This is a genomic window from Clostridium sp. CM041, from assembly GCF_055081035.1.
Map to the genome: position 1 here is coordinate 2,743,272 of NZ_CM143648.1, position 20,040 is coordinate 2,763,311.

General features: G+C 31.8%; 16 protein-coding genes and 1 other annotated feature. Of the genes, 10 read left to right on the forward strand and 6 right to left on the reverse strand.

Going from position 1 to position 20,040, the window contains the following annotated elements; translation table 11 throughout:
* The first annotated feature begins 196 nt into the window (after positions 1-196).
* Positions 197-1,855: a glutamine--tRNA ligase/YqeY domain fusion protein gene (locus ACWJJT_RS13015; protein WP_216302407.1), complete on the forward strand. Its 1,659-nt coding sequence runs from the start codon at positions 197-199 to the stop codon at positions 1,853-1,855.
* A 54-nt stretch (positions 1,856-1,909) separates the two neighbouring features.
* On the opposite strand, the gene thrS is transcribed toward ACWJJT_RS13015, so the two are convergent.
* From thrS to ACWJJT_RS13030, 3 genes are all read right to left on the reverse strand, one after another.
* The gene (gene thrS / locus ACWJJT_RS13020; protein ID WP_462954987.1) at positions 1,910-3,847 is read right to left on the reverse strand and encodes a threonine--tRNA ligase; all 1,938 of its coding nucleotides are present in this window, start codon (positions 3,845-3,847) and stop codon (positions 1,910-1,912) included.
* 136 nt (positions 3,848-3,983) lie between these two features.
* Positions 3,984-4,186: a binding site (T-box leader), on the reverse strand.
* A 102-nt stretch (positions 4,187-4,288) separates the two neighbouring features.
* Complete coding sequence (locus ACWJJT_RS13025; protein ID WP_462954988.1) at positions 4,289-5,185, reverse strand: polysaccharide deacetylase family protein; 897 nt, start codon at positions 5,183-5,185, stop codon at positions 4,289-4,291.
* 164 nt (positions 5,186-5,349) lie between these two features.
* Positions 5,350-5,604 carry a hypothetical protein gene (locus ACWJJT_RS13030; RefSeq protein WP_462954989.1) on the reverse strand — a complete coding sequence of 85 codons (255 nt, stop codon included), beginning with the start codon at positions 5,602-5,604 and terminating at the stop codon, positions 5,350-5,352.
* A gap of 310 nt (positions 5,605-5,914) precedes the next feature.
* On the opposite strand from ACWJJT_RS13030, the gene ACWJJT_RS13035 reads away from it, so the two are divergent.
* From ACWJJT_RS13035 to ACWJJT_RS13045, 3 genes are all read left to right on the forward strand, one after another.
* Positions 5,915-6,982, forward strand: coding sequence for a C40 family peptidase (locus ACWJJT_RS13035; protein ID WP_462954990.1), 1,068 nt, complete (start codon positions 5,915-5,917; stop codon positions 6,980-6,982).
* Between the two features lie 630 nt (positions 6,983-7,612).
* A complete protein-coding gene (locus ACWJJT_RS13040) occupies positions 7,613-8,293 on the forward strand; it encodes a response regulator transcription factor (RefSeq protein WP_165413827.1) in 681 nt (226 codons plus the stop codon).
* 3 nt (positions 8,294-8,296) lie between these two features.
* On the forward strand, positions 8,297-9,700 hold the full coding sequence (locus ACWJJT_RS13045) for a sensor histidine kinase (protein WP_462954991.1): 1,404 nt from the start codon (positions 8,297-8,299) through the stop codon (positions 9,698-9,700).
* 262 nt (positions 9,701-9,962) lie between these two features.
* On the opposite strand, the gene ACWJJT_RS13050 is transcribed toward ACWJJT_RS13045, so the two are convergent.
* Positions 9,963-10,880 (reverse strand): transposase, encoded by a 918-nt coding sequence (locus ACWJJT_RS13050; RefSeq protein WP_462954992.1) that lies wholly within the window; start codon positions 10,878-10,880, stop codon positions 9,963-9,965.
* A gap of 294 nt (positions 10,881-11,174) precedes the next feature.
* Here ACWJJT_RS13050 and ACWJJT_RS13055 point away from each other — a divergent pair, with 294 nt between their 5' ends.
* From ACWJJT_RS13055 to ACWJJT_RS13075, 5 genes are all read left to right on the forward strand, one after another.
* The gene (locus ACWJJT_RS13055) at positions 11,175-11,420 is read left to right on the forward strand and encodes a FeoA family protein (RefSeq protein WP_165413825.1); all 246 of its coding nucleotides are present in this window, start codon (positions 11,175-11,177) and stop codon (positions 11,418-11,420) included.
* Between the two features lie 83 nt (positions 11,421-11,503).
* Positions 11,504-12,265, forward strand: a complete 762-nt coding sequence (locus ACWJJT_RS13060) for a FeoB small GTPase domain-containing protein (protein WP_462954993.1) — start codon at positions 11,504-11,506, stop codon at positions 12,263-12,265.
* 13 nt (positions 12,266-12,278) lie between these two features.
* Positions 12,279-13,673 carry a nucleoside recognition domain-containing protein gene (locus ACWJJT_RS13065; protein WP_462954994.1) on the forward strand — a complete coding sequence of 465 codons (1,395 nt, stop codon included), beginning with the start codon at positions 12,279-12,281 and terminating at the stop codon, positions 13,671-13,673.
* Between the two features lie 615 nt (positions 13,674-14,288).
* Entirely contained in the window at positions 14,289-16,013 is a 1,725-nt protein-coding gene (locus tag ACWJJT_RS13070; RefSeq protein WP_462954995.1) for a phospho-sugar mutase, read from the forward strand.
* 208 nt (positions 16,014-16,221) lie between these two features.
* A complete protein-coding gene (locus tag ACWJJT_RS13075; protein ID WP_462954996.1) occupies positions 16,222-16,566 on the forward strand; it encodes a hypothetical protein in 345 nt (114 codons plus the stop codon).
* 97 nt (positions 16,567-16,663) lie between these two features.
* On the opposite strand, the gene ACWJJT_RS13080 is transcribed toward ACWJJT_RS13075, so the two are convergent.
* On the reverse strand, positions 16,664-16,933 hold the full coding sequence (locus ACWJJT_RS13080) for a late competence development ComFB family protein (RefSeq protein WP_462954997.1): 270 nt from the start codon (positions 16,931-16,933) through the stop codon (positions 16,664-16,666).
* A gap of 246 nt (positions 16,934-17,179) precedes the next feature.
* Here ACWJJT_RS13080 and ACWJJT_RS13085 point away from each other — a divergent pair, with 246 nt between their 5' ends.
* Positions 17,180-17,506 carry a ribosomal protein L7/L12 gene (locus tag ACWJJT_RS13085; protein ID WP_462954998.1) on the forward strand — a complete coding sequence of 109 codons (327 nt, stop codon included), beginning with the start codon at positions 17,180-17,182 and terminating at the stop codon, positions 17,504-17,506.
* A gap of 114 nt (positions 17,507-17,620) precedes the next feature.
* Here the strand turns inward: ACWJJT_RS13085 and ACWJJT_RS13090 are convergent, their stop codons facing one another.
* On the reverse strand, positions 17,621-19,702 hold the full coding sequence (locus ACWJJT_RS13090) for a methyl-accepting chemotaxis protein (protein ID WP_462954999.1): 2,082 nt from the start codon (positions 19,700-19,702) through the stop codon (positions 17,621-17,623).
* Positions 19,703-20,040: the final 338 nt, after the last annotated feature.

Here is a 20,040-nt window from a genome sequence, read left to right on the forward strand (position 1 = left end):
TAAATCACTATAAACAAAACGGGATACTTAAAAAGCATAACATTTAATACCCGCTACGTAGAAAAAAAACTGTTTTTGTGATATATTTATTAGCATATAGGTAAAACTTACAAGGTATGTGAGGTATACAAGGTATGCGAAGCATACAAGATATGATTAGCATAAAGTATGCTAGATTAAAAGGAAGGTGTCAAATATGGAAAATAAAACGACTTCATCAAATTTTATAAGAAATATTGTTAAGGAAGATATAGAAAGCGGAAAACACAAAAAAATAATTACTCGTTTTCCACCAGAGCCAAACGGATATTTGCATATTGGGCATGCAAAGTCAATTATTTTAAATTTTGAATTAGCAGATGAATTTAAAGGTAAGACAAATTTACGTTTTGATGATACTAACCCAGCAAAAGAAGACAAAGAGTACGTTAAATCTATAGAAGAAGATGTAAAGTGGCTTGGATTCAAGTGGGATGATTTATTTTTTGCATCAAACTATTTTGATGAAATGTATAAACGGGCTGTATTATTAATAAAAAAGAATATGGCTTATGTGTGCGATCTTACAGCTGAGGAAATGAAAGAGTACAGAGGTACTTTAAGAGAGCCAGGTAAAGAAAGTCCATACAAAAATAGAACTGTGGAAGAGAACCTAGATCTATTTGACCGTATGAGAAAAGGTGAATTCGTTGATGGATCCAAGGTTCTAAGAGCTAAAATTAATATGAGTTCTCCTAATATAAACATGAGAGATCCAATAATTTATCGTATATCTCATGCGGTGCATCATAATACAGGAGATAAATGGTGTATTTATCCTATGTATGATTATGCGCATCCAATAGAAGATGCAATTGAGGGTATTACACATTCAATTTGTACTTTAGAGTTTGAAGATCATCGTCCATTATATGATTGGGTAGTAAATCAATGCGAAATGGAAAGTAAGCCAAGACAAATAGAGTTCGCAAGATTAAATATAACAAATACAGTAATGAGTAAAAGAAATCTTAAGCAATTAGTAGACGAAGGAATTGTAGATGCTTGGGATGACCCACGTATGCCAACTATAGCAGGACTAAGGCGTCGTGGCTACACACCAGAAGCTATACGCAATTTTTGCAGAGAAATTGGCGTTGCAAAAGGTAACAGCACTGTAGATGGACAAATGCTAGAGCACTTTATAAGAGAAGATTTAAGCCCAAAGGCGCTTAGAACTATGGCAGTTTTAAGACCATTAAAAGTAGTTATTACAAATTACCCAGAAGCTCAAGTGGAAATGCTTGAAATTGAAAATAATCAAGAGAATCCAGAAATGGGAACTCGTCAGGTCTCATTCTCAAGAGAAATATATATAGAACGAGAAGATTTCATGGAAAATCCACCTAAGAAATACTTTAGATTGTTCATAGGTAACGAAGTAAGGCTTAAGGGAGCATACTTTATAAAATGTAATGAAATGATTAAAGATGCTGACGGAAATATATGTGAAATTCATTGTACTTATGACCCAGAAACTAAGAGTGGTAGTGGATTTACAGGGAGAAAAGTTAAAGGAACAATTCACTTTGTAGATGTAGTAAATGCAGTGCCTGCAGAATTTAGGTTATATGAGCCTTTAATTTTAGATGAGAAGCAAGAAGAAGGAAAAACTTTCATAGATCAAATAAATCCGGATTCTATAGAAATATTACAAGGGTTTATAGAACCAAATATGAAGAATTCAAAACCACAAGATAAATTTCAATTCTTCAGACATGGATATTTTAATGTAGATTCTAGATACACAACCGATGATAAAATAGTGTTTAACAGAATAGCATCTTTAAAAAGTTCATTTAAAATTAATAAATAAAAGTTAATGAAAAAAGCAAGTACAAGATTTTATCCTGTACTTGCTTTTTTTTAATTATAATAGTTTAGTTTCTATTTCTTCTTTAATTCTTGAAATAAATGAGTCTAAAGAAGTTGCACCTTCATCACCATTTTTGCGGCTTCTAACAGAGACTTCATTTAGTTCTGCCTCTTTTTCACCAACTATTAATAGGAAAGGGGCTCTTTCATTACGAGCTTCACGAATCTTGTAGCCGATTTTTTCTGCTCTAAAGTCTGCAGAGGATCTGATTCTTGATTCCTTAAGCTTTGCAACTACCTTTTCTGCATAATCATGATATTTTTCAGAAATAGGTAATACCTTAACCTGTAGTGGTGCAAGCCAAGTTGGGAAGGCACCAGCATATTTTTCGATAAGCATTGCAAGTGTTCGCTCATAGCAACCAATAGAAGTTCTATGGATAACATATGGACGCTTTTTAACTCCATCTTTATCAATATAAGTCATGTCAAATCTATCTGGCAGTGCGAAGTCAATTTGCACTGTAATTATAGTATCTTCTTTACCATGAACATTTTTGAATTGAAGGTCAAGCTTAGGACCGTAGAAAGCAGCTTCACCAATAGCTGTTTTATAATTTATTCCTAAGTGATCTAGTATATCTTTCATCTTCGATTCGGTTTCTGCCCAAGCCTCAGGATTGTTAATATACTTATCTTTATTTTTTGGATCCCATTTAGAGAATCTGTAAGTAATATCATTTTCGATTCCAAGTGTTTTCATTACATAGTTAATTAAATTTATAACATCTTTAAATTCTTCTTCTAATTGTTCAGGGGTAACAACTAAATGACCCTCTGAAATAGTGAACTGACGTACTCTCATAAGACCATGCATTTCACCGGAAGATTCATTTCTAAATAAAGTTGAAGTCTCCCCATATCTAATTGGAAGGTCACGATAACTCTTTTGATCTGCATTATAAATTGTAAATTGGAATGGGCATGTCATTGGGCGAAGTGCCATGACTTCCTCATTTTTAGATTCATCACCAAGGACAAACATTCCATCTTTATAATGATCCCAGTGACCAGACATTTTATATAAATCGCTCTTAGCCATAAGAGGAGTCTTAGTTAAAACATAACCTCTTTTTTCTTCCTCATCTTCAACAAAACGTTGTAATAATTGGATTACCCTTGCGCCATTAGGCATAAGTAGAGGCAAACCTTGACCTATAACATCTGATGTTGTAAAGAATTTTAGTTCACGGCCAAGCTTGTTATGGTCTCTTTTTTTAGCATCTTCCATCTTCTCTATATGGGCATCTAAATCGGATTTTTTAGTGAAGGCAGTTCCGTATATACGGCTAAGCATTTTGTTTTTCTCGTTACCTCTCCAGTAAGCTCCTGCAACTTGAGTAAGTTTAAATGCCTTTACATACTTTGTAGACATTAAATGTGGTCCCGCACAAAGATCTGTAAATTCGCCATGTTTGTAGAATGATAATTTTGCGTCAACTGGTAGGTCTTCAATTAATTGAACTTTGAAATTTTCATCTCTTTCTTCCATAAAAGCAATAGCTTCATCTCTTGCAAGCTCGAATCTTTCTATTGGAAGATCTTCTTTAACAATCTTTTTCATTTCTAATTCGATTTGTTTAATTTCATCTGCTGAGAAAGAATCTTGTTTATCAAAATCATAGTAGAACCCCCCATCTATAGCAGGTCCGATGGCAAGTTTTGTACTAGGGAACAATCTCTTTACTGCTTGAGCTAAAATATGAGTAGCACTATGCCTAAAGGCTTTTTTACCTTCTTCGCTATCAAAAGTTAATATACTAACATCGCAGTCCTTAGTGATTTTATAACGTAAATCTACGATTTCATCATTAACCATTCCGGCACAAGCAACTCGTGCAAGGCCCTCACTAATATCTTTCGCAATTTCAATTACAGTCATTTCAGATTCATAAGTTTTAATTGAACCATCTTTTAATTTAATGTTTATCATATGTATTGCTCCTTTCTTTTATCTTATAGGGTTAAGTCATATTTGAGAAATAACACTAGCATAAATATTATGCACAATTCTTTAAACCTATATTTTTTATAAAATAAAAAAAACCCCGTCCCAATTCTAATTATAGAATTGGGACGAGATTATAATTTCCCGCGGTTCCACCCAAATTGTTTATAAAATAAACCACTTAATAATTATAACGGAATTACCGGACTTTATTGAAGTCACTCAGAGGTAGTCTTCAGCTAATTTCATTTAAGAATACTTCCAGCTAAGGTATCCTTTCTCTGTAAATGTGCCATGGCTTACTTTTCTCTTCGTAGTATTAAATTATTATATTTATATTAATTATAGCACTTACGCTAAAGATGTCAAGGTAGCAAATAAAGTTATTTAGGTGTTTTCGATAAAATAAATAATAGGTAAGATTTTCTATTTTACTACTTTAAATTGTGGTGAATAAGTATCTTCAGAAAGTACATCAAAGATGAAACCTTGATTTTTGAGACCCTCAATAATTTCAGGTAAGGCTTCAACTGTTGTAGTTTTTGGGTTTAAATCATGCATTAATATAATGGCGTGTTTAGTCCGACTAGATTGAGTTAAAACTGATTCTATAATCTTATGTTTGTGCTGACAAAAAGCGGAAGCATCACTGGAATCAACATTCCAATCAAAGTATTTATAACCATCCTTATTCATTTCACTAATTACAGAGTTCATTATTTCCATGCCACCGTAACTGTGACTAATAGTATTATTAGAACCACCAGGATATCTTAAAATATGACTAGGGTTTTTACCTGTAATTTCTGTAAGGAACGAATCTAATTTTTTTACGTCTTTTTTAAAATTATCTGGCGATGCATAAATACTATTATAATCATGACTGTAAGTGTGATTAGCTAAAGTGTGCCCATCCTCAGAAATTTGTTTATACAAAAATCTTGATTCAGGGTGACCATTTACAAAAAAAGTAGCCTTAATATTATATTTTTTTAGGACTTTTAAAATTTGTAAAGTGTTGCTAGATACCCCATCATCGAAGGTTAAATAAGCTATTTTGGTATTATCTAATTTGTCTTTATATAAGACTTCATCCTTTTTGATAGTACTTTCGAGAATCTTATTTTGTGATTTTAACTTCTTATTGTCCTCATGAATCTGAGCTATCTGATGCGACAATAAACTATGTTGATGTTTACTTGAAACAACGGTTACTTGGCTAACTGCTACTCCTAAAAATGAAGTAATACATAAAGTAAAAATAGCAATTTTTACTATTAGGAATTTTAATGAGTGCTTTTTTTCTATAATTGAAATTATCATGGTAATACCTTCCCTTTTTTATATTCATGTACCTATATTATCTATATTAATTTGTAATAGGTTTAACGACATTTCAGAAGGAAGTCTCAAACTTCTATAAGTGGGAGTACACCCCCGAACAAACAGAGAACTTCAGTAGAAGTATAAAGTTCCTTCTGAAGTCGTTAATACTTCAGCTCCGAAGGAGATGATTTAAACCTATTAACTTTTTCTGAAACGCTAGAAGCTGCTTCAATCAATTGATAATTTGTCTTTGTTAAAGTCTGATTTTCACCTTTTAGAGAATCAAATTCGATTCTTAAAGATTCAATTTTGAGTTTATTAGCATTTATTTTACTGTTATTAAAAAAATAAAAAAATATTGAATTTAAAAATAGGGCACTAACAAGCATTATTGAAATAATATTTTTCTTTTTCATTTCTTACTCTCCTTCCTTGTAAAACTTACCAATCGACAATATTATACACTGCAATATGTTATAACTCAACTTTTGTGTTAATAAAAATGGATTTTTTTAATAAATTAGGTAATAATTTTGCAGACAAAGTGGGGGACGGTTAACAACTATTGATATAATTGTTAAATAACTTGTAAGGTTTCATGAGAAGTTTATTTTATGTAATGTTTCCCAATTGCATAAAAATGGACAATTTTCATAACAAATACATAAATCTGTGGTATATTTCTTAGGAAGCTATAAATTCTAAACCAATGAAGGGGATGTACTAATGAAGAATGCATTAAGAAATCTTGCAGTTATGATGATATTAATTTTTAATTCAAACGTAACTGTATTAGCTGTTGGACCAAATGCAGAGGTGCAGGAGAATGACTCATTATCTAAAATTGAAGGACAAAGAGAAAAAATCGAAATGAAAATAGAAGAATTTGATAATGAAATTCAACAAAACATGGCTAAAACAGAAGAGAATAAAGAGAAAATATCTAAAACTGAAAGGGCAATTGAAAGTGCCGCAGTGGAGATTAATCAGTTTGAAAAAGAGGCTGAAAAAGAACAGAAGGTATTTAATAGTAGGATGAGGACCATGTACATAAACGGGTTTAATGGGTATGCGAGTATAATACTTGATTCAGAGAGTTTCGGTGATTTTGTATCAAGAGTAGAAAATATAAAAACCGTTATAGAATATGATAAAAAAGTAATGGATGAGTTTGAAGATACCAGAAAAGAATTAAATGAAAAACAGCAAAATTTAAACAAGACAAAAAAGGTATTATTGAGTTTACAAGTAGAAAATAAGCAGAAGTTAAATAAGATGATTGCAACTAAAGAATCACAAAACAAATTACTGGCTGAGCGAAATATCAAGGAAAAACTTCTTCCAGTAGGGACAAGCAATCCACAAATATTAGCAACTAAAAACATAACAAAAGCAAATGAAGCATCACCTAAATTTACACCTTCAAGAGGCGCAGTTACTCCATCAAGTAATGCTATAATAGCCTATGCTTCTAACTTTCTTGGCACACCATATTTATGGGGCGGTTCATCGCCAGCGGGATTTGATTGCTCAGGATTTACGCAATATGTATATGCACATTTTGGAGTATCTATAGGAAGGACAACCTTTGATCAGATAAAGGATGGCGTACAAGTGTCTAGAAATAGCCTTCAATCTGGAGATTTGGTGCTGTTTGGAAGCGTTGGTAATCCCCATCATGTAGGTATATATGTAGGGAATAATACATATATACATGCTCCTAGTACAGGAGATGTGGTTAAAGTTTCAGCTATGACAAGATCAGATTTTATATCAGCTAGACGAGTGAAATAGAAAGTACATAATTAAAAATAGTAAAGCATAAAATTGCTCCTTTGTGACGTGCAAACGAAAGAGAATTTTATGTTTACCATACAACATAGTGGGGACGGTTAACAATTATTAGTTATAATTGTTAACCGTTTTTAAAGTTTTACGAGGAGTTTATTTTCACAAAATAATTCCAAATTGATAATCTTCACAACAACTACATAAGTTTTTGATAAATTTTTTCTATGATTATAATTTACTTTATCATATTACAAATCTTAGTATCCATGATTACTAATAGCTCTTTATTAACCTTTGAATGATGAATATTGCATTTATGGTATTTTAAAAGATATTTGATTTGGATATCTTTATATTAGGATGAGTTTCGGTTATCATAGTAATAACAGCATTAGACAATTGATTTTTCTTGCAGAATTTCACTTTCATATTATAATTCCTGTATATATCGATTATGCTAAACCTAAGGGGAATATAATAATGATCGGAATTTAATTTAAACAAGAGGGACGGTTAACAATTATTTGTCTTTTAATTGAAGAAATAAGTGGGGACGGTTAACAACCTTTTAGCTTTTATAATATAAAAATGTGTAACTATCAACTATTAGGATTAAAGAAGGGGTAATTAAACATGGATAATATATTGATTATTGAAGATGAAGAAAAGGTTTCAGAAATATTAAAAGCATATCTTGAAAAAGAAGGCTATAGAGTACATTGCACCACAAAGGGACTGGAAGGCATAAAACTTTTCGAAAAAATTGAATTCAGATTAGTTATTTTGGATCTAATGCTACCGGACATATCTGGCGAAGAGGTGTGCGGTGTGCTAAGAAAGATCTCTGAAGTGCATATATTTATGCTTACGGCAAAGGGTACATTAGAAGATAGAATACAAGGATTAAACCTTGGAGCAGATGAGTATCTTGTTAAGCCTTTCAGCCCGCGAGAACTAACAGCAAGAGTAAATGCTTTATTTAGAAGGATTAATGTAAATAAGTTTGAAACAAAAGTTTATAATAATGGAGATTTAGAAATTAATTATGACAAAAGGATAATTAAGGTACGCGGGACAGAAATAGCTCTTACACCAAATGAATTTGACATAGTGCATATTCTTTCATCTAACAGGGGAAAAGTATTCACAAGAGAGCAGCTTATTGAGAGAATAATGGGAATAGATTTTCAAGGTTTTGATAGAACGATAGATGTACACATTAAAAATATACGTAAAAAAATAGAAGAAGACAGTAGAAATCCTAAATATGTAATAACCGTAACTAGAATTGGTTATAAATTTGGTGGTGATTAATTTATGAGAATTATAAACTTTATGCGAAGTATAAAATTTACGCAAAGCATAAGAAAAAGGTTAAGTATTATTTTGGTATGCACCTCTATATTAGCGCTTTTTTTGTCTACACTTTTGGTGAATATAACAATATCAAGAACCTTCAACAGGTACTTAGTCGAAATACAAAATAAGAGGGATATTAGAATAGTAAAATATTTAGAAGAAGTATATAAAAAAAATGGTAAGTGGTCAGAAACTTCAGGAATAGAAATTATGCATGAAGCCTATATGAGTAGATACTGCCTTACTCTTAAGGATGAAAATAAAAAAGCCGTTTGGGGAATGAACGCTAATGACATAGTTAACAATACTAATATCACTATGCACGTCAAAAATGAAGGGGTTTATACTACAAGTACCTTTGAAATAAAATCTAAGGACAAGATTGTAGGATACATAGAAATAGGGCAATACGCACCAGTTCTATTATCCAAAGAAGATGTGGATTTTAAACTCTCAATAAATAAGAGTATTATTTTAAGTGTCGTACTTTCAATTTTAATAACAATATTAATTAGTCTTTTTATTTCGAAGCAATTCTCTACTCCGCTTAGGCAAGTTTCAAAGATTTCAGTCAATCTTTCAAATGGAAACTATAATGCAAGGGCAAATGATAAGAGTAGCATTTTAGAACTTGAAGATTTAAGAAATAGCATAAATACACTTGGAGAAAAGCTTCAGCATCAGGATGTCCTTAGAAAGAGGTTAATATCAGATATATCTCATGAAGTCAGAACGCCTCTTAATATTTTACAAAATAATTTTGAAGCTATGATTGATGGTATTTTCCCCGTAGATAATGAAAGATTGACTTATCTTAATGAAGAAGTTATTAGATTTGGAAAGCTTATAGACAACTTAAATGCATTAAAAGAGGTTGAAGGAGAAGAAGTAGCATTAAACACGGAGAAAATTTCTTTGAAAGATATCCTTTCTTCAGTTGTAATGGAATTTGAATTAATAACAGAAAATAAGAATATTAACATGACCTTAGAATTAAACACAAGTAAACAATGCAACATTTTAGGAGACAGAGATAAAATAAAACAGGTGGTTATTAACTTACTTTCAAATGCAGTTAAATTTACTCCCAAGCAGGGGAAAATTGATATTGCTTTAAAAGAAGCTGATGAAAAAGTAATATTAAAAATAGAAGATACCGGCATTGGTATTAAGGAAGAAGACTTACCTTATATATTCGAAAGGCTCTATAGGGGAGATAAAAGTAGACATGAAATGGAAGGCTCAGGGATAGGTCTCACTATTGTACGCAATATATTAACCCTTCATAAAGCAAATATAGAAGTGGAAAGTAAAGAAGGCGCCGGTTGCGTTGTAACTGTAAAATTTAATGTGGCTTTGTGATTAACATCAAGAAAACAAAAGTGGGGACGGTTAACAAACAATTAAACAAATGGTGAAATAGATAGGGACGGTTAACGAGTAATGAAAAGATGCATGTTTAAAAAAACATGTATTTTTTCATTGCTCAGCATATTTAAGAGAACTTGCTTTAATAATTTTATCTTATACATTATAGAAGATCATATTTATGTATGCTTGTCCAAGTATATGAATAAAATAACCATATTTTATTCTCTAAAAAATTTTCGTTTATTACAAATGGCTAAGCATAGGATTTAATAAAATCACCTATAATATTTTCGTATTTTTCGTCTGTTCCGATTAATTCTATACCGATAGTGCTTAATTTTGATACTCTAGCCTGCGTAATGTTCCCAAGTGTGTTAGATATATCACAGGATTTAAAGTTGCAGAGGCTTCTCATTAGAACAACTGTTAACGCTTTTGCTTTTACAAGTTTTCTGCTGTACTTCATATAAAGATGAACTTTTGATATATTTAATTTTGATGCTATAAATTCTGCTATATCCTCTGGGTTAAAGTCTCTTATAAGTATTTTCCTATCACTTTTATACTCTGTTTTTTCATCTTCGAATTCAAAATCAATTTCTTCTTTCAGCTTTTCTTCGTTGTCTCTAAAAATAAGGTTATAGTAATTTTTTCTTGCACTTTTAAGGCTATTTCCAAAAAGACTCATAATAAATCCATAATCTATTAATTTAAAAGAATCACGTCTTTTCCCTAAGAATATTGCTAGACTAGAAAATGCATATTTTTCAGGACAATCCTTATATTCCACTATGGCTGTAGGATTATTGTGTGTATATAGCGATAAGGTCTTTAAATACCTTTCATTAGCAACTATTATACTCTTAAACCTATCTCTAAAAAGATGACCTTCCCTTTTATGTTTTTTATTAAAATACATTGCATAAGAAAAATTTATTCCATGCATTACTTTTGATATGTCTGATCCGTTAGCATCAATTATTAAATGTAAATGGTTATTCATTAGGCAGTACCCATAAAGTTTAAAATCATATAGGATCTTATATTTTTTTATAAGAGATAAATACTTTTTCTTATCATCAGCATCCTTGAATAAATCTACCTCAGTGATACTTTTGCACATAATATGATATATAGATTGTTCACTTTTTAATCTAAAAGTTCTTGACATAAAAAATCATCCTTTCCCATAAGCTTTTCTTAAAATTATTGCCTATGGGTCAGGATGATATTCATATTCTAAAGTCAATAGTTTAAATAGTTGTTAACCGTCCCCGGTGTTGGGAACTTTTCTTTTTTTATTTTAAGTGACGATTTTAGCTTTAAACACATAATATAAAGCAAAGGCACATTAAAATAAATAACAAATCACTATACGAGTATTCTTACCTAGTTTATTTTTCGTTATCTTTGACTTGTTTTTTATTCTTGTGGGTCATAAGACAATATCGAGGTAGGTGAAAAAATGGAAACCTTAATAGTAAAACTAACAGAAATTGCAGTAGGGAAAAAAGTACAAGTGGTAGAATTGCTCTCGGAAGGTTTATCAAGACAACGAATGCTGGATTTAGGGATAGTGCCAAACACCACTATCCACGTACTTAGGCAGAGTCCTTTTGGAGATCCAACGGCATATCTTATAAGAGATACTTGTATTGCACTGAGAGAAGAGGAAGCTCAAAATATTATAGTAAGAGACATAGAATTGTAGCTATTAGAATACAATGACTGTTAAATGTCATCTCAGGGCTAAATAGTTATAAATATAAATATTAATAGAGAAAGGAGAAAAAAATGGGACTAACTTACAGTTCTAGTAATAAGCAGGGATTAAAGGATCTTTTTAATGTAGAGAAATTAAAAGAAGAAGATTATGTCATTGCACTTGCAGGAAACCCAAACACAGGAAAGAGTACGGTATTCAATGCACTGACTGGACTTCATCAGCATACAGGAAATTGGCCGGGCAAAACCGTTGTAAACTCCCAAGGGAAATTTACTCATAAAGGCACAGACTTTACTATTGTGGATTTGCCAGGCACTTATTCTCTTCTTGCAAGTTCTGTCGAAGAAATAGTAGCTAGAGACTTCATTTGCTTTGGAAAGCCAGACGTAACAGTGGTTGTTTTAGATGCCACGTGTATTGAGAGAAATTTAAACTTGCTTTTGCAGGTGATTGAGATTACTGATAAAGTAATAGCTTGTGTAAATATGATGGATGAGGCTAAAAGTAAAAACATAAGTGTAAATATAGAAGCTTTATCAAAGGAATTAGGTATACCGGTGGTGCCAACTACTGCAAGAAGTAATATAGGCATGAATATTTTAAAAGATACCATATATGATTTATGCACTAATAAAATTCATACCTGTCCCGTACAAATTCAATATCCTAAAAGTATTACGCAGCAGCAGCAACAGCTCACCCCAATGCTTATCTCGATTTTTAAGGATAAAATTAATGCTAAATGGCTTGCATTAAGACTTCTAGATGGAGATGAATCGCTTTTAAATTCTATAAGCAAATTTTTAGGTTATGACCTAAGAAGTAATTAATAGGGAGGTGTAATTGTTGAATCTAAAGGAAGACGCAAATATTAAGGCGATTCTAAAAAAATCAAAACTTTTTAGGACACAAAACAATGAAAACATAAGAGACACCATTGTAGAAACTATTTATAAAACGGCGGAGGATATAACAAGAAAAACTGTTATAAAAGACACTGAAAGGTTATTGTCTCAGCAAAAAATTGATGACATAGTTACCTCTAAAAAAACGGGTATCCCAATAATGATACTACTGCTAGCAGTGATATTTTGGCTTACAATTCAGGGAGCAAATTATCCTTCACAGTTTTTGTCAAAATTCTTGTTTTGGATAGAAGCAAAGATCAGTTTATTCTTTATCTATATACAAGTTCCCCTTTGGCTAAATAACCTTTTAGTACTAGGAGTATACCGAACTTTCGCCTGGGTAGTAGCCGTAATGCTTCCACCTATGGCAATATTCTTTCCTATATTTACACTACTTGAAGATGCTGGATATCTGACTAGAATATGCTTTAATTTAGACCATTCTTTTAAAAAAGCTTGCTGTCATGGAAAACAAGCACTAACTATGTGTATGGGGTTTGGTTGCAATGCTGCCGGGGTAATAGCCTGCAGAATAATTGAGTCACCAAGAGAGAGGCTTATAGCCATTGTAACCAATAATTTTGTACCCTGTAATGGTAGATTTCCAACTCTTATAGCTCTATCAATGGTGTTTGTAGGAGTGAGTATAACGCCTGCTAGTAGGTCTGTTATAGCTGCACTGATGGTAGTGCTTTTAGTGCTTATAGGTATAGGGATTACATTACTAACATCCTATACATTATCAAAAACAATACTAAAAGGTATGCCCTCAAGCTTTACATTAGAGATGCCACCCTATAGAAAGCCTCAACTCGGAAGGGTATTATATACATCTATAATTGATAGGACCATGTTTGTGTTAGGAAGAGCTATAATGGTAGCTGTGCCCGCTGGTGCTATAACCTATATTCTTGGCAATGTCATGATTGGAGATATAAGTATACTAGCCCATGCAGCAAAATTTCTAAATCCCTTTGCGAATGCCATAGGTTTAGATGGCTTTATTTTGATAGCTTTTATTTTAGGATTTCCAGCAAATGAAATCGTGCTACCTATTCTTTTAATGGCATACTTATCTAAAGGATCCATGCTTCAATTTGAAAGTATAGATCAGCTTAGGGAGATTTTGCTAAACAATGGGTGGACATACTTAACACTCATAAACACAATGTTATTTTCACTATTGCACTTTCCGTGCGCCACAACAGTATGGACTATAAAAAAAGAAACCGGAAGTATAAAATGGACAATATTATCTGTATTAATGCCCACAGCCATTGCTATAATCATATGCTTTTGTACCACCAAAATTTATAGGATTTTCATGTAGTCAAAACAAAACCTTAGGGACAGTTAACAACTAATTAAACTTTAGTTTAGGTCAAAACCTTAGGGACAGTTAACAACTAATTAAACTTTAGCTTAGGTCAAAACCTTAGGGACAGTTAACAACTAATTGAACATTAAACTGTCCCTCACAAATATATATGAAAAAAATAAAGACTTTTGTTTTAACAAATCTTGCGAATTTGCTAAAACAAAAGTCTTGTTCCAAGTAAATCTTGCACCAAACCGGGCGTAAGCCAGTATGTCGATTTGATGTATAAGGCAAAGCCTTACGAACTACTCCCTTTCATTTTAAAGTAAAGATTATATTGATAAATCACTAAAAGGATACCGTTAATGACTTCAGAAGGATAAAAATTAATTAATGGTTATTAACTATTGTTGAAATAATAATAAGCACAATTGGATCCAAGGAGGAATTCATTCTGAAGTGCCATTAAGGTATCCTAATATATTATATGTGCAAAAGGATAAGGTGTTACAGATATTTATACTATATGTGAAGTTTATCCTAAAAATTGTTATTAGCTGTTTAAAATGCATAGGAAGTAATGTATAATGTTATCAAATGGTAATTATTTGGAAGGTGGGAGTTAAAATGACTTATATAAAAAAATATGAAGAATGGTTAAATAATAAATATTTTGATGAAAAGACTCGAGAAGAATTAAGGGCAATATCAAAAGACAATAATGAAATTCAAGATAGGTTTTACATGGACTTAGAGTTTGGAACTGCAGGTCTAAGAGGAAAATTAGGTGCGGGACTTAATAGAATGAATTTATACATAATTTCAAGAGCAACGCAAGGGCTTGCGGATTATATTAAAGGTTATGGACAAGCATATATGGATAGAGGTGTAGCAATAGCTTATGATTGCAGACATTTTTCTCTTGAATTTGCAGCTACAGCATCACAAGTTTTAGCGGCAAATGGAATAAAGGCTTATCTATTTGAGGAATTAAGACCTACTCCAGAACTATCTTATGCAGTAAGAACGTTAGGTACTGCTGCAGGAATTGTTGTGACTGCTAGCCATAATCCTAAAGAATATAACGGATACAAGGTATATTGGGAAGATGGTGCCCAGATCTTATCATCTACTGCAAATGGAATAACCGAAAAAATTCAGAGCATTACAGATTTTAGTACTATAGAAATCATGGATCTTGAGGAAGCTAAGGAAAAAGGATTAATAGTAATGCTCGGGAAAGCAATGGATGATGAGTATATGGAGAAAGTAAAGGAACTAGCTTTAAGGGATAATATAGATAAAGATATAAAAATTGTTTATACACCTCTAAATGGTACCGGAAATATGCCTGTACGAAGAGTACTAAAGGAAAGAGGTTTTACTAATATAATAGTAGTGCCAGAGCAAGAAAACCCAGATCCAGACTTTACAACCGTTGGATACCCAAACCCAGAGGATGTAAAGGCCTTCAAATATGCCCAGGAACTTGGTAAAAAAGAAGGGGCAGAGTTATTAATAGCTACAGATCCGGATTGCGATAGACTTGCTATAATGGTCAGAGATAAAAATGGAGAATATGTTGCCTTCAATGGTAATCAAACAGGGGCTATATTAATAAAATATGTTATAGAAGGGATGAAAGAAAAAGGCACGCTTCCTAGCAATGCGGCCATAGTAAAATCGCTAGTAACAGGGGATTTAGGCAGGCAAATAGCTAAGAAATATGGCGTGGAAACCTTCGAAGTACTTACAGGATTCAAAAATATTTGTGGTAAAATCAATGATTTTAAGAAAGATGATAGCCATGAATTTATATTTGGATACGAAGAAAGCATTGGGTATGTTGCTGGGACTTTCGTTCGTGACAAAGATGCAGTGATATCTTCCATGCTTTTATGTGAAGCTGCAGCCTACTATAAATCACAAGGGAAAACTCTAATAGATATATTAAATGAGATATACGAGGAATTTGGATATTATAGAGAAAACCTAATATCTCTAGTTCTAGAAGGCATAGAAGGACAAGAAAGAATTTCTAGAATGATGGAAGAATACAGAAAAGATAATCCAAAGACAATAGGCACTGCGAAGCTTACTAAATATATAGATTACGATATAGAAAAAGCTTATGACGTAATTAATGGTACAGAAGAATCTAGTGGAATTCCAGTATCTAATGTACTTAAATTCTACTTTGATGATGAGAGCTGGTATGCTGTAAGACCTTCAGGTACAGAACCAAAAATTAAAATATACATGTACTCAAGGGGAGGAACTTTAAAAGCTGCAGAAGAAAAATTGGTAGAAATGAAAGATATAATTATGGAAAAACTTCAAAGTACAAAATAAACATAAGAAACATATAATATATTAAAGGGATTCATGCATTGCGCTGAATGCATTCGGCTGCACTGCATGGATTCCTAAATACAACTAGATTTATCCCTAATGAATTTACAGTTATACTTGTCCCATAAAGGCTTACTATAAATTTTAAATGGAATATCAATAGTTGTATAGATACAACAATTAATAAATTGAGAAGGGGAATTTCAGTATGAGGATATTTAATTTAGTAGTGATTATAATATCATTAATTTTTGTTGGGCTAGGTTTTAGCTTAAACTATAATGTTTTTAAAAAAATTAATGAATATAGTTTGAAATTCAAGGTGTTTTTTAGTCCTCAATTTCAGGAGAAATTAAATGGAAATTATACAAGTGCAGTTAAAATAATTGGAACAAGTGACATAGCATTAGGAGTAATGCTTATAATTTGGGTGTTTTTATTTGCAGCATTCCCTAACACTTTTAAAAATAATAATATTAGTTGTATTGTAATTGGTATTTTATCAATTATGAATCAGATTATATTAAATCTGAAACTTAAGAAGATAAAATAAACAATATTTTATATTGTTTCATAATTATTGTGGGAAAATTTATTGGCTTGTCGGAAATAGACAAACCAATTTTAGAGATGATTTAATCTAAAGATATCTAATGTATAGGATTAGCAGATACTATTTCTATAGCTTTTATAATAGCGGTGGTAACATCAATTGTTCGCTGGTTATCGATTTCAGATAATGCAATAGTATATATTTCATCTTGATCACAAACGGTATATTTTGTAGACAAGGAGTTTAGGGCTAAAGCCCTAATAGCTAATTTACACTTTTCGCATTTGCATATATTAATATATCTGTTTAATATTGAGTCTAATAGTTTACTGACTTCAGTTTCTGAAAAGTTTTTTAAATTGTACATTATAATCCTCCCAGTAGTATTTCCCTTATATAATATAATACAGAAATCATAGAGTATATGTTACATGGAAAGTTTACATTATTAAGAACTATCGCTGATTATTTAAGTGGATACAATGTTTTATAGATGATAAAGAAATAATCAGATTACTCGCACTTAAAATTCGCATTATGATTAGTAGGTAAATAAACTATAGTTTATTATACATAACTGTAATATTATGACGAATTTGAAAGGCGTGAAATTATGAGTGATACATTTGTTTTGGTACTTATAGGAGCGGGAGTAGTGTTAACTATATCAAGTACAGTAAATGCTATTAGTATGATGCGAATCGACATTGCGCAAATGAAGAGAACTTTAAATATGATTGCGGATAAAGTTGGAGTTCCGAGTGAAACAGGACTTCCTGGGGAAATGCGAGTCTCTGATGAAATAATGGATGAATTAAAAAGCCTTATTTTAGAAGGCAAAAAGATCAAAGCAATTAAAAAATACAGAATGGCTACTGGAATAGGGCTCAAAGAAGGCAAAGATTTTATTGACTCTCTAAGTGAAAAGGAATTAAAATAGGCGTGTAATATACACGTCTATTTTAATTCATAATTATCAAGAGGGAATTATTGGATTGTAATAAATAGACAAGCCAATTTTAGTGTATGTTAATTCTAAGTGTGCCAGATGACCCTAAACTTTAAACTTCTGGACTAACTCATTAAGTTTTTGTGCAAGCTGTGCTTGATCTTGTGATGCTTGTGCAACTTGCCCCATAGCTAATGATGTTTCGCTAATATTAGCCTTAATATCTCCTGTACGTTCTGCAGAAAGCTGCGAATTTTGTGACAGAACTTGTACCGCTGTACTAACTTGATTTACTGTGGCGTCTACCTCTTCAGACATTGATGCAATTTCATCTGACATGGAGCTTACAAATTGTCCATCTTTGCCATATTGAATGCCGGCTGCAGCATATTGTTCTAAAACAGGGTTAATATTTTCTACAATGAATTTAAGCAGGTCACTGCTATTTACCGATAAATTGTTAAATGAATCTTGAACTTTTACTATAATATCTTGAATGCTATTTACAGTTTCGGCAGATTGTTCTGCAAGTCTTCTTACTTCCTCAGCAACCACTGAAAAACCTTTTCCTTGCTCGCCTGCTCTTGCTGCTTCAATGGCTGCATTTAATGCAAGCAAATTAGTTTGTCCTGCAATAGCTGCAATTCCATCAGCCATAGTTTTTATTTCAGCTACGACTTGTCCATCTTCTATAGCTTTTAATATCCTTGTTTCCTTTTCTTTATAAATACTAGCGCTTTCTTCTAACGCCTTTTTAGCCTCTATTTGGACTTGATTAGCTTTTTCTTTTATTTGTAAAGCATTGTTGCTACCTTCCATAGCCTTTGAAGACAGTACATCCATACTAGAGTTAACTTCCTCAACAGATGCAGTTATTTCCTCTGATGTGGCACTTGCTTCTTGAGTATTTTTATTTATTTCCCCTGTTGAATGGTCTATAATTTCCATTTTAGATGTTATTTCTTGTACTGTAGCTGAAAGTTCTTCCGAAGATGAACTCATACTTGAAGAGTTATTAATTATTTCTTTAACTAGCTCTTTAATATTTTCCTGCGCAGTATTTAGTGCCATTGCTGTTTGTCCAAATTCATCTTTTCTCTTTAAATCAATTCCTTTTGACAAATCATAGGAAGATAACCTTACTGCTAAGTGTTTTATTTTATCAATCGCCTTAGTAATGTCCCTAGATAATATACTTACAATTATTGAAGCGATTACTAATAATATAATAGCGGAAATTATATTTTTGTATCTAATACCATTTATGGCAGCAAGAGCATCCGATTCCTTTTCAACTGTTATAACAGCCCAATTATCTGAATTTCCAGGGAGTTTTATAGTATCGTAAGCACTAATTACTTTATCCCCATTTGTATCTACATATTGTGTAATTCCTTTTTTACCACTTAATGCAGAACTTGTTATATTTTTTAATTCATCTGGTACTTTAATATTTTTAACTTCTGTTTTGGCAACGCTATGAGCATCTTTTACCACATTGCCAGATGAATCTTTTACTTTGATTGTTTTAGTCATATTTTTATAATTGTATATTTCTAAAACTTGATTGTTATCAGGATGGGCAATTACTGCGCCTTCTCCGTCTATTACATAAGCATAATTACTTTTAGTGCTATATTTTTTAACTATATTTTGTAATTCTTCAAGTTTTAAATCGGCATCCATTACACCTGTGAGCTTAGAATCCTTATTGTAAATTGGATATATAATAGAATTTATTGCGTAGTTGTCACCATTAACTGTTAAATATGATTTTGAAATAAAAGGCTCTTTTGTCTCAATGGATTGTTTAAACCACCATCTATCAGCTCTATTCGCAAGATTTCCGCTAGAACGAGAGGTTTGATCACCTTTTAAATCTTGAATACAGAACAAACTGAAATATGGGTTTCTTTCCATAGTCCCTTTAATGGCTTCAGTTTGATTTGCAGGCACAAAATCACTGACAGATTTACTCTTTACTAATTCCTCAGTTAAAGCATAAGATTTAGTCATATAATCTAAAACGCTGTTACCAATGGTTTTAGCTAAAACCTGATTACTCTCGTAAACATCTTTTTCTAATTGATTCGACATGTAATAATCAGAAATTAAATTTGAGATTAAAAATGGTATTCCTACTATTAATATTGCAATGATAATTAATTGATGTTTTATAGATTTCATTTTCAGACCCCTTTTTCTTATATTTAAACATATATGTAATAAGTATATACTAAAAATTGCGTTAAAGGGTTACATTTATGGAAAAATGTAAAAGTATGACGAAATAAATGCAACTATATGAATAATATGTATAATACCATATAGTTGATTGTTTTTCGTCAGATAATTTTATTTAGCTTAATATATAAAGATTATAAGTTATTATGTCGTTAAATCATCTCCTGGGTCGCTGCAACAGCTTCGCAGAAGATAAATTGATGACTTCAGAAGTAGATTTATACTACCGCTAAAGTTTTCTATTTGTTAGGGCAAGTTACTCCTACTCTAAGTAGGTACTC